The sequence below is a fragment of the Streptomyces sp. NBC_00358 genome (assembly GCF_036099295.1).
In the GTDB taxonomy this organism is placed as follows: domain Bacteria; phylum Actinomycetota; class Actinomycetes; order Streptomycetales; family Streptomycetaceae; genus Streptomyces.
The window spans coordinates 3,512,969-3,524,189 of sequence record NZ_CP107976.1 but is presented as its reverse complement, the minus strand read 5'-3'; the positions used below and the strand labels follow the sequence as shown (position 1 = coordinate 3,524,189).

General features: G+C 71.4%; 8 protein-coding genes. 5 read left to right on the top strand and 3 right to left on the bottom strand.

The window, feature by feature from the left end; genetic code table 11:
* The 4 genes from OHT01_RS14595 (at window position 1) to moeZ (ending at window position 4,306) form a co-directional block, all read left to right on the top strand.
* On the top strand, window positions 1–1,122 hold the full coding sequence (locus OHT01_RS14595) for a hypothetical protein (protein ID WP_443043525.1): 1,122 nt from the start codon (window positions 1–3) through the stop codon (window positions 1,120–1,122).
* Between the two features lie 242 nt (window positions 1,123–1,364).
* Entirely contained in the window at window positions 1,365–2,327 is a 963-nt protein-coding gene (locus OHT01_RS14590; protein WP_328553580.1) for an NAD-dependent epimerase/dehydratase family protein, read from the top strand.
* Complete coding sequence (locus OHT01_RS14585; RefSeq protein ID WP_328553579.1) at window positions 2,315–3,064, top strand: spherulation-specific family 4 protein; 750 nt, start codon at window positions 2,315–2,317, stop codon at window positions 3,062–3,064. Before OHT01_RS14590 ends, OHT01_RS14585 begins: the two co-directional genes overlap by 13 nt.
* A 63-nt stretch (window positions 3,065–3,127) precedes the next feature.
* Window positions 3,128–4,306, top strand: a complete 1,179-nt coding sequence (gene moeZ / locus OHT01_RS14580; RefSeq protein WP_328553578.1) for an adenylyltransferase/sulfurtransferase MoeZ — start codon at window positions 3,128–3,130, stop codon at window positions 4,304–4,306.
* A 71-nt stretch (window positions 4,307–4,377) separates the two neighbouring features.
* Here the strand turns inward: moeZ and OHT01_RS14575 are convergent, their stop codons facing one another.
* The 3 genes from OHT01_RS14575 to OHT01_RS14565 all read right to left on the bottom strand — a co-directional run bounded on the left by OHT01_RS14575 (window position 4,378) and on the right by OHT01_RS14565 (window position 10,605).
* Window positions 4,378–5,931 (bottom strand): alpha/beta hydrolase, encoded by a 1,554-nt coding sequence (locus OHT01_RS14575; RefSeq protein WP_328553577.1) that lies wholly within the window; start codon window positions 5,929–5,931, stop codon window positions 4,378–4,380.
* A gap of 115 nt (window positions 5,932–6,046) precedes the next feature.
* Window positions 6,047–7,591, bottom strand: a complete 1,545-nt coding sequence (locus OHT01_RS14570) for an alpha/beta hydrolase (RefSeq protein ID WP_328553576.1) — start codon at window positions 7,589–7,591, stop codon at window positions 6,047–6,049.
* 158 nt (window positions 7,592–7,749) lie between these two features.
* Window positions 7,750–10,605 (bottom strand): lysylphosphatidylglycerol synthase transmembrane domain-containing protein, encoded by a 2,856-nt coding sequence (locus OHT01_RS14565; RefSeq protein WP_328553575.1) that lies wholly within the window; start codon window positions 10,603–10,605, stop codon window positions 7,750–7,752.
* A 176-nt stretch (window positions 10,606–10,781) separates the two neighbouring features.
* Between OHT01_RS14565 and OHT01_RS14560 the strand changes: the two genes are divergently transcribed.
* Complete coding sequence (locus tag OHT01_RS14560) at window positions 10,782–11,156, top strand: MGMT family protein (RefSeq protein ID WP_405916175.1); 375 nt, start codon at window positions 10,782–10,784, stop codon at window positions 11,154–11,156.
* The last annotated feature ends 65 nt before the right edge of the window (window positions 11,157–11,221 follow it).

The window sequence follows — 11,221 nt, the reverse complement described above, 5'->3', positions numbered from 1 at the left end:
GTGGGGCACGACGCCGACGCGGCGCGTGACGGCGTCCACGGTGCGTACAGGTCCGTCGGGCGCCGGGGCGCGGTGGACCCCGTGAAAGCGCTGATGCACCGCCACCGCGAGCTCTGCGAGCGGGCGGTGGACCCGCTGGAGATCGCGGCGGGTCTGGAGGCGCAGGGCGTGACCGACCGCGCCGCCGCGCGCTTCCGGCACCGGGACGTCTTCTCGCTCGCCGAGGAGATGTACGCCCGCGCGGCGCGCCAGGAGGAGTCCGTGTCCCGCGCCGAGACTCCCGGCCCTACCCGTGCACGCGCCTACTGGGCGGCACTCGCACTGGTGCCGGGCGCCCTCGGCGCGGCCGTCGTGGCCGGGCTACGGCTCACCGACGGGCAGCCGCGTCTCGCCGTCGCCGCGTTCGGCGCCCTGGCCATGACCGCGGGCCTGTACGCCGCCCTCCGCCGAGGTCCGCTGAGCACGGGGCACCGCACGACGAACGCGGCCCGCGCGTGGACCTGCTGGCTCGTCGCGTACGCCCTCGCCGGCGACGGACTGCTGAGCGCCGGCCGGGACGGCGGCCCCGACGGCCCCTGGACCCTGGCCACCGCACCCGTGCTGGCCCTCTCCCTCGCCTGCGCCCCGGCGGCCTGGTGCACCCACCTCTTCCTCGCCCGCGCCCGACGCCGACTCAACGCGAGCCGCGGTCTACGGGAGTTCGCCGCCTCCGTACGCCCCCTGCTCACCGGCGCGTTCGGGCTGTTCCTCTGCGCGCTGGGCGGGCTGCTCGCCCTGTGCGGGACGGCACTGAACGAGTCGCCCGCCTACGCCGGAGCCGGTGCGCTCGGCGCACTGCTCCTGCCCGCGCGGCTGCTGACGGCACGCGGCCTCACCCACGCCCCGGCCCGCGCGCTCGCCGGTGCGGGCGCGGCGGAGGCCACCGCCCTCGCCACCGTGTTCGCCGCGCGACTGCCCGGCTGCTCGTTCCTGGCCACCCCCGTCGACAGCCTGGTCGCGGCGGCGGGAGCAGGAGCCGTACCGGCCCTGGCCTGCGGGACGGGCGCCCTCGTCCTCCTCGTCCAGGCGGCCCGCACCCTCACCCGGGCCTCGGCCCATGCCCTGCCCTGCGAGGCCGCATGAGCCGCGATCCGCGCCCCGGCGCAGTACGCCCGCGGCCCCGGCGGACCGAGGCCCCCCGAAACCGGCCCACGACGCCCACACCGCCGTGAGCCCTCCCCGGAGTCCGGCGACGTCCTGGATCCGGGCCCCCATCTCCCGCGGGGCCGACACCGCGGGCCCTCACCACGACTACGGCACCACCTCGAAGGAGACAGTCAGATGATCACCTCCCGAACCGGAGAATCCGCCCCGGGAGCCGCCCGATGAGGGTCCTGTTGATCGGAGCCAACGGCTACCTCGGCCGTTTCGTCGCCGACCGGCTGCTCGCCGACCCGGCCGTGCAGCTCACCGCGCTCGGCCGGGGAGACGACGCCGACGTGCGGTTCGACCTCGCCTCGGGCAGCCCCGGAGCCCTCACCCGCTTCCTGGACGCGGTGCACCCCGGAGTCGTCATCAACTGCGCCGGCGCCACCCGCGGCGGCGCCCGCGACCTGACCCGGCACAACACCGTCGCCGTCGCCACCGTCTGCGAAGCCCTGCGCCGCAGCGGCTGCGGGGCCCGGCTCGTCCAGATCGGCTGCGGCGCCGAGTACGGGCCCAGCCAGCCCGGCTCCTCCACCGCGGAGGACGCCGTCCCGCGCCCGGGTGGCCCGTACGGCGTCAGCAAGCTCGCCGCGACCGAACTCGTCCTCGGCTCCGGCCTGGACGCCGTCGTGCTCCGGGTCTTCTCGCCCGCCGGCCCGGGCACGCCCGCCGGATCGCCGCTCGGCCGGCTCGCCGAAGCCCTGCGCCGTGCCATGCAGGCCAGCGACGGCGAACTGAAGCTCGGCGGCCTCGGCGTGCAACGCGACTTCATCGACGTCCGCGATGTCGCCCGCGCGGTCCACGCCGCCTCCCTGTCCGCCGCACAGGGCGTGATCAACATCGGCTCGGGCCGTGCCGTCCGCCTCCGCGACGCCGCCGCCGTCCTCGCGCGCGTGGCCGGCTACAGCGGCACCCTGCACGAACTCGACGGCCCGCCCGGCCCGTCCATGCGGCCGTCCATCGGCCACCCCCGCCCTGACCCCGACCACCTGGCCCCGGTCGCGTACCCCTACCCGGACGGCTGCGGCAGCTGGCAGCAGGCCGATGTGCGCACCGCTCGCGACCGCCTCGGCTGGCGGCCCCGGATCAACCTCGAGGAATCTCTCGCCGACATCTGGATGGAGGCGGCATGTCGTATCTGACCAGCACCGCGACCGGCAGCGCGAGCACCGACTTAGGACTCGGCTTCGGTGTCCCCGGCTATGCGCACCCCCTCGTCGCTCCCGTGGAATGGGACGAACTCACCCGCCCCGGCACCCCCTTGCACTGGGTCGTCCTGAACGTGGACAACGGTCCCGGCGAACGACCCGACCCGCGCTGCCTGGAGGCCACCGGACGGCTGCGCAACGCGGGCGTCCGGGTGCTGGGACTCCTCGACGCCGCCCATGGCGTCCGCCCCTTCGGCGAAACGATCGCCGACGCGCGCCGCCATCTCGACTGGTACCAGGCCGACGGATTCATCCTCGACCGCTGTCCCACCGAACGCGCCGCGCTCCCTGAGATCCGCCGCACGGTCGGCGCGCTCCGCGCCCTGCGCGACGGCGCCCACATCGTGCTGGGCCACGGCACCCACCCGCACCCGGGATACGCCGAGAACGCCGACCAACTGGTGACCTTCTCGGGCCCCTGGACCGAGTACCGCTGGTCGCAGGTCGCCGAGTGGACCGCCGACTATCCCCCCGAGCGCTTCTGCCACTTCGTGCACGGTATGCCGCGCGGCCACCTGGACGAGGCACTGCGCATCGCCCGCTGGCAGGGCGCCTCGACGATCTACTTCACCGACCGCTCCGATCACGGCGGGCGGACCGACCCCTGGGAGACGATGCCCGGCTACTGGGACGAGATCGTCTCGCGGATCGGAACGGGTGTCTCGGAATGAAGAAGGGCGTGGCAGTGTTACGGGGAGAACAACTGTAGTGATTGACCGACCAACGGAGTCCCCGTGTCGCTGCCACCCCTGGTCGAGCCAGCCTCTGAGCTCACCGTAGACGAGGTCCGCAGGTACTCCCGCCACCTGATCATCCCCGATGTGGGTATGGACGGGCAGAAGCGGCTGAAGAACGCCAAGGTGCTGTGTGTGGGCGCCGGCGGCCTCGGATCGCCGGCACTGATGTACCTGGCCGCGGCGGGCGTCGGCACGCTCGGCATCGTGGAGTTCGACGAGGTCGACGAGTCGAACCTGCAGCGCCAGATCATCCACAGCCAGGCGGACATCGGCCGCTCGAAGGCCGAGTCCGCGCGCGATTCCGTGCTGGGCATCAACCCGTACGTGAACGTGGTCCTTCACGAAGTGCGGCTTGAGGCCGAGAACGTGATGGAGATCTTCAGCCAGTACGACCTGATCGTCGACGGCACGGACAACTTCGCGACCCGCTACCTGGTCAACGACGCGTGCGTGCTGCTCAACAAGCCGTACGTGTGGGGTTCGATCTACCGCTTCGACGGACAGGCCTCGGTCTTCTGGTCCGAGCACGGCCCCTGCTACCGCTGCCTCTACCCGGAGCCCCCGCCGCCCGGCATGGTCCCCTCCTGCGCCGAGGGCGGTGTCCTCGGCGTGCTGTGCGCGTCCATCGGCTCCATCCAGGTCAACGAGGCGATCAAGCTCCTCGCGGGCATCGGCGAGCCGCTGGTCGGCCGCCTGATGATCTACGACGCCCTGGAGATGCAGTACCGCCAGGTCAAGGTCCGCAAGGACCCGGACTGCGCGGTCTGCAGCGACCACCCCACCGTCACCGAACTCATCGACTACGAGGCCTTCTGCGGCGTCGTGTCCGAGGAGGCGCAGGAGGCGGCGGCCGGCTCGACGATCACTCCCAAGCAGCTCAAGGAGTGGATCGACGACGGCGAGAACATCGAGATCATCGACGTCCGCGAGATCAACGAGTACGAGATCGTCTCGATCCCCGGCGCCAAGCTGATCCCGAAGAACGAGTTCCTCATGGGCACCGCCCTGGAGACCCTGCCGCAGGACAAGAAGATCGTCCTGCACTGCAAGACGGGTGTCCGCAGTGCGGAGGTCCTGGCGGTCCTGAAGTCCGCCGGTTTCTCCGACGCGGTGCACGTAGGCGGCGGTGTGATCGGCTGGGTCCACCAGATCGAGCCCGACAAGCCGGTGTACTGACCGGCGGCTCGGCCTGCTCTTTCGACGGCGGGGGTCTCGCGGACGCGGTGTTCGCGAGACCCCCGCCGTCGTCATGAGCAGACCTTGCCGTCCCTCGGCACCGTCCCGTCCATCAGGTAGCTGTTCACGGTCGAGTCGACGCAGTCGCTCCCACTCCCGTAGGCGCCATGGCCCTCGCCCTTCCAGGTGAGCTCGACACCCACGCCCTTGCCGAGCTCGTCCGCCATCCTGCGGGCGCCCTCGTAGGGTGTCGCCGGGTCCCCGGTGTTGCCGACGACCAGGACGGGTGCGGCTCCCGGCGCACTGACCTCGGGGGTGTCGTACTGACCGGCCACCGGCCAGTCGTGGCACCAGCCCGCCGTGTCCCAGCCCATGAAGTCCCCGAAGACGGGTGAGATCTTCTCGAACTCGGGCAGCCGCCTCCGGGTCTCCTCGGGAGTCGGGCGCTGCTTGTCGTCCAAGCACGATATGACCCGTTGGGAATGCGTCGTCGTGCCGTAGTGCCCCGAGGCGTCCCGATCGTTGTAACCGTCGGCGAGCGCCAGCAGGGCCGAACCGTCCCCGCCCTCGGCGTCCTTCAGCGCTTCGGTGAGGCGCGGCCAGCCCTCCTTGCTGTAGAGCGGCAGCACGATGCCGGTCAGAGCCAGGGTCTGGCTGAGCTCGCGCCCGCCGGTGGTGCGCAGGGGCTTGGCGTCGATCCGCTTCAGCAGGTCCGCGATCTTCCGGGAGCCCTGCGCGGGGTCCTGGCCGGTGGACTTGAGGTAGTCGTTCAGGGCGCGCTGGAAGCCCAGCGTCTGGTTCTTGGCGTGGCCCACGGTGTCCGCGCTCGGGTCGACGACCGCGTCGAGCACCAGACGTCCCACGTTCTTCGGGAACAAGTGGGCGTACACGCCGCCCAGTTCGGTGCCGTACGAGATGCCGAAGTAGTGCATCCGGCGGTCGCCGAGGACCTGGCGCATCAGGTCCATGTCGCGGGCCGTGTCGGTCGTCGAGACATGGGACATCAGCTTCCCGGCGGCCTTCGCGCAGCCCTTGCCGAAGTCCGCCGCGTCCTTGAAGTACGCCGCTTCCTCTGCCGCGTCGTCCGGTGTGGCGTCCACCGACTCGGAGGCCTGGATCGCCTTGTCCCCGCGGCACCGCACGCCTTCGCTGGCGGCGACTCCCCGCGGGTCCCAGCTCACCAGGTCGTAGCGGTCGTGGAGTGTGCCGACCACGCTCTCGTAGGCCGGCATGGTGGAGACGCCCGAGCCGCCGGGGCCGCCGAAGTTGAACAGGAGCGAGCCGATGCGCTTGTCCCGGGTGCCGGTCGCCTTCGAGCGGATGAGCGCCAGACCGATCGTCCCGCCGCCCGGCTTCGCGTAGTCCAGCGGCACCTTGAGCGTCGCGCACTGCCAGCCGCTCCCGGGCGCGGGGGAGTTTGAAGTGCCTTTGCAGCGGCCCCAGTCGAGCCTCTGCGAGGTGAGCGAGGCGGGCAGGCCGGGCGACCCGCCGGAAGCCTTCGCCGCGGACGGCGGATCGTCGCCGTTCTTCCCCTCGCCCTGGGTGCCGCCGGACGAGCCCCCGCCGCAGCCGGCCACCAGCAACGCGGCGGCAACCGCGGCCGTCCATCGTGCGAACCGTGTCATGAGCGTCCCCCCTCGCCGTGGTCCGCCCGAAGTCGCGGATCACCTGCACGCCATAGTAGGCGCCGGCCGCGGACTGCCGTCGAGGCCTGTGGATAACGCTCTGACCTGCGATTTTCTAGGAACAGACGGTGTCGGCCGAAGGCACGGTGCCCTGCAGCAGATAGCGGTTCACCGCGCCCTGCACGCACTTGTTCTTGCTGTCGTACGCCCCGTGTCCCTGGCCCTTGTACGTCAGCTCGACTCCGACGCCCTTGCCGAGCGCGTTCACCATCGCCCGAGCGCCCTCGTACGGCGTGGCCGGGTCGCCGGTGTTGCCGACCACGAGGATCGGTGCCGCTCCGGGGGCGCTGACGTCCGGATGCTCCGCGGCTCCCGGCACGGCCCAGTCGGTGCAGCTGACCATGCCCCAGGCCAGATAGTCGCCGAACAACGGGGAGGCGGCCCGGAACTCCGGAACCTTCGACTGCACGAAGTCGGCGGTGTAACGCGGCTTGTCGTCGGCGCAGTTGATGGAGATGTTCGCCGCGGTGATGTTGCTGTACTGGCCGTTCTCGCTGCGCCCGTTCAGCGAGTCCGACAGCAGCATCAGCACCTTGCCGTCGCCGTCGTACGCCTGCTGGAGTCCCTCCGTCAGGTACTCCCAGAAGTCCTTCGAGTACAGCGACTGGGCGATGCCGCCGGTCGCGGCGGTCTGGGTGAGCAGGCGGGGGAAGGCGCCGGGGATCGGCTTGCTCTCCAGGTCCTTGAGCAGCTTGGCGATGCGGTCCTTGACGTCCTGCGGGGTGTCACCGATCGGGCAGTCCTCGACCTTCGAGGTGCAGTCCTCGGCGAAGTTGTCCAGTGCGAGCTGGAAACCCTTGGCCTGTCCGAGAGAGCTCTGCTCCAGGTTCTGAGTCGGGTCGACGACCCCGTCGAAGACGGCGCGGCCCACGTTCTTGGGGAACAAGTGGGCGTACACGCCGCCCAGTTCGGTGCCGTACGAGATGCCGAAGTAGTGCAGCTTCGCGTCGCCGAGGACGTGGCGCATCAGGTCCATGTCGCGAGCGGCGTCCGTCGTGCGCACATGGGGGAGGACCGTGCCGGAGTTCTTGTCGCAGGCCGCGTTGAACGTCCTGGTGTTCCGCAGCAGCTCCTGCTGTTCGGCGGTGTCGTCCGGAATGGCGTCCTGTTGGAAGAACTTGTCGAGCTGCTGGTCGCTCTCGCACTCGACGCCCGCGCTGCGGCCCACTCCGCGCGGGTCGAAGCTCACCAGGTCGTATCGCGTGCGCAGGGCCGCGTAGTCCTGTCCGAACGCGGGCAGGGTGGAGACGCCCGAGCCGCCGGGGCCGCCGAAGTTGAAGACGAGCGAGCCGATGCGCTTGTCCGGGGCGCCGCTCGCCTTCGCCCGGATCAGCGCGAGCCCGATCGTGTCCCCCTTGGGCTCGGACCAGTCGAGGGGCACCTTCAAGGTGGCGCACTCCCACTCCGCGCCGCCCGGCAGGGGCGAGGGGGCGCTGCCGCCGCCTTCGGCCTCGGACGGTGCCGGGCACGCCTTCCAGTTCAGCTTCTGCGCCGTCAGGTCCTGGTCCTTGGAGTCGGTGCTGCAGCCGGACACCCATGAGGTCAGCAGGACGGCGGTGACGGCCAGGACGGCGGCGCGCGGCTGCGGCGGGTTCGGCATGCTCCCCATCCTGCGGGCGGGCGGGGTGGGGCGCTCGGGGCGCGAGCCGTGTGGGTGAGGGCGCATCGCGCGGCCGCATCCCAGGGGCGCGGGGCAGGTCCGGGGCCGTCCTCACGCGCGTGGGCCGAGGTGCGTACGGGACGGTCCCCGCGCGGACCCTAGAGCGCGCCCTTGCGCGTCAGATGGTTGAAGAACAGCCAGCCCGGCAGCACCGGAATCCACAGGGTCAGCAGTCGGTACAGCAGCACCGCGGGCGCCGCGACCTCCTTGGGGAGACCGATGGCGATCAGACCGACGGTGAGGGTCGCCTCGACCGCGCCGACACCACCCGGGGTCGGCGCCGCCGAACCCAGCGCGTTGCCGGCGAGGAAGACGACGGCGACGCTGGCCAGGCTGAGCGAGGTCGTCTCCTCGTGGCCGAACGCGCGGATCGACGCGTCCAGGCACATCACGAAGCAGGCCGTCAGGAGCAGCATGCCGCCGATGCCGGTGACGAGCTTCTGCGGCCGCTGCAGCACGTCGAGCATGCGCGGTACGACGCCCGCGAACAGCGACCGCACGCGCGTGGAGACGAACTTGCGCAGCAGCGGAACCGAGGTCACGACCAGGATGAGGACGGCGACCGTCAGCAGACCCGCGATGACCGTGCGGGACGGCGACAGGGACGGTGTCTTCTCCGTACCCGTCAGATAGCCGAAGGACAGCAGCATCAGGATGTGGCAGCCGAGTCCGAAGAGCTGCGACGCGCCGACGCTCGCCACCGCGAGTCCGGGCCGCACCCCGGCCCGCTGCAGGAAGCGTGTGTTGAGGGCGACACCGCCGACCGCGGCGGGCGCCACGATCTTCACGAACGAGCCGGCGACCTGCGCCGCCGCGGTCCGCAAGAACGGCACCCGCTCGGGCACGAAGCCGAGCAGGCTCATCGCCGCCGCGAAGTAGCTCAGGGCGGAGAACAGCGCGGCCGCCGCGACCCAGCCCCACTCGGCGTTGTCGAACAGGGTTCCGAACTGGATGTGGGTGAGCTGCGTCAGCAGGAAGTACGCGCCGATGGCTCCGGCGAAGACGCTGATCACCGTGCGGGGCTTGACCCGCTCCAGGCGGGCCGGTTCGACGGGCGCCTGGGGCCGGATCAGCAGTACCTGATGGCGGATCTGGGTGAGCAGATCCTCCTCGCGCGCCTCGTCCAGGGCCTCGTCGATCGCCCGCTTCTCGGCACGCTGCTCGGCACGTACGGCCTTCTTGCCCGGCTTCTCCGGTGCGGCGAGGACCGCTTCCGGCGCTTCCCCGGCCGCCGCCTCGGCGCGGGCGAGCCTGGCCAGCCGTGAGGCCTCCAGCACCGCCTCACGTTCGCGCTGCGAGCGCTCCCGGGCAAGTCTTCGCAGCGTCGCGCGCGTGGAGCGCGTCAACGCGATCGGCTGGAGCATGGGCAGGCAGTCCGCGACCGCGTCCGGACCGAGGACGCCGACCGCCGACGCCACCGCGCGCTCGGCGCCCACACGCAGCCCGAGGGTGGTCACCAGTTGTGCGACGTCCATGCGCAGCAGCAGATCGCCCGCCGCGATCTCGCCGCCGCGCAGATCGGTCAGGATCACCGTGCCGGAACGATCCACCAGAATCGCGTCGCCCGCGAGCCGGCGGTGCGCGATGCGCCGGGACTGCAACGCCTGCACCTGGTGCCAGGTGTCGCGCAGCAGATCGTCCGTGATCAGCTCATCGGGCAGTGAGTCGAGCGTGTGACCTCCGGTGTGCTCGTAGACGAGCATCACGGCGTCGGGGCCCAGCTCGGAGGTCGCGATCAGCTTGGGCGCGTTGGCACCGGCCGCGATGGCCGCGTACGCCAGGAGGGCTTCCTGCTCCAGGGCCTGGCGCAGTGACTGGAGGCTGCGGCGCGTGGTGATGCCGCGCAGCGTCAGCCGGCGCCAGACACGGTAGAAGAACCCCTGGGCCTGCTGCTCGCGGTCGACGACCGTGACGTCCAGCGGCGGGCCGTCCTCCAGTGTGACGAAGTAGCGCCGGCCGCGGTCGCCGCTCTCCGCGGTCTCCGGCATCTCCTCGCGGGCGGCGCTGACCGGGTGGAAGCCGACGTGCCGAAGGCCCGCCATCAGGGTCCGCCCGGTGGGCCGCACGTTCGGTGAGCCGACGGCGTACAGCGTTCCGTAGGCGACGGTCCAGCCGATCAGCACCGTGAGGATGATCGAGAACGGGGTCGTGTAGCCGGTCACCAGCATGGAGAAGGCGTCGAGGAGCAGCACGACCCACAGCACCCCGCGCCAGCGCGGTCTGCGGGACATGCCGACGGCCGTCATATAGGCGATGACCGGTGCGAGGTAGCCGTGCACCGGGTCGGTGAGGGCGTGGATGTCACCCGGTGAGGGCTGGGTGAGCGCCTCCTGGATGGAACCCGGGGCGCCCTTCGCGACCCAGAGGTCCGTGGCGAGTGTCACTCCGTGCGCGAGGACGGCGGCGAGAACGCCGTCGGCGATCCGCAGTCCGTCCCGCTTGATCAGTCGCTCGACGGCGAAAGCGACCGGCACCAGGAGGATCGCGATGCTCGATGCCAGACCCGCGATCCTGATCAGCAGATCGGGCGCCTGTCCGGTGCCCTTGTTGATGTCCTGTTCGAGGCCCGAGGTGGTGCCGTGCGCGAACGCGGCGATGGCGAGCAGCACCACGATCGCGAGAACGCCGACCAGGAGCCGCATCAGGTCGGAGGGGCGGTGCACGCGCGCGGGGAGCAGTGGTTCGTCGCCTTCGACCTCTTCGGCGTGGGCCTCGTCGGCGCAGTCCACGTCCGGCTCGGCCTGCGGCTTCTCCTCGTCGGCGGTCCGGGGCGAAGGCTCGCGGACGCTCGGAGAGGAACCCTCGGCGTCGCCGGAGCCCGTCCCGGCCGCCACGGCGGAGGAAGCGTCCGTCCCGCCGTCCGTGTCCTTGTCGTCGACGCCGCCGATGTCAGGGCGTGACGAAGCGGCGGAGGTGCCCTCCGCGTCTTCGGGGTGCACGCCCTGCTGCCTCATGGTCTCTTCTTGATCTCGTATCACCAGTCACCGCCCGCACGATGGTGGCATGCCCGACCGACACACGGGGGCATCAGGGTGCAAATGCGGGGCGTGCAATCTGTCTCAAGCGTCACTCCGTGGCGAGGAATGTGCACAGTCGCCGCGGGCTCACGTTGTCGGTGGGGTGGGGCAGGATGGGGCGGATGAGCGAGGAGAACCGTCCGGCGGACGCCCTGCCGGAGTACGCGGAGCGGGTCCTCGACGTCGCCGAGCTGATCCCGCCCGGCCGCGTCATGACCTACGGAGACATCGCCGAATGGCTGGAAGAGGGCGGCCCGCGCCAGGTCGGCCGGGTGCTGGCCCTCTATGGAAGCGCGGTTCCGTGGTGGCGGGTCGTACGCGCCGACGGCGCGCTGCTCCCCGGCCACGAACTGGACGCGCTGGCGCACTACCGCGCCGAGGGAACGCCGCTGAGGGAGGCGAGCAGGGCCTCCGAGGGACATCTTCCACGCGTCGACATGGGACGGGCCCGATGGGACGGCGGCGAACGCGCGGAAGGTCACACCTGACAGCTTCCGGCATCCACGGTGCGGAGGGGGAAACTGAGGCCCGTACGAGGGAAACGAGGCACATC

Bases quoted from the DNA above. Each gene is read 5' to 3' on its own strand.
- OHT01_RS14590 (WP_328553580.1), top strand. From the start codon at position 1,365: ATGAGGGTCCTGTTGATCGGAGCCAACGGCTACCTCGGCCGTTTCGTC.
- OHT01_RS14585 (WP_328553579.1), top strand. From the start codon at position 2,315: ATGTCGTATCTGACCAGCACCGCGACCGGCAGCGCGAGCACCGACTTA.
- OHT01_RS14575 (WP_328553577.1), bottom strand. From the start codon at position 5,931: ATGACACGGTTCGCACGATGGACGGCCGCGGTTGCCGCCGCGTTGCTG.
- OHT01_RS14570 (WP_328553576.1), bottom strand. From the start codon at position 7,591: ATGCCGAACCCGCCGCAGCCGCGCGCCGCCGTCCTGGCCGTCACCGCC.
- OHT01_RS14565 (WP_328553575.1), bottom strand. From the start codon at position 10,605: ATGAGGCAGCAGGGCGTGCACCCCGAAGACGCGGAGGGCACCTCCGCC.
- OHT01_RS14560 (WP_405916175.1), top strand. From the start codon at position 10,782: ATGGGGCGGATGAGCGAGGAGAACCGTCCGGCGGACGCCCTGCCGGAG.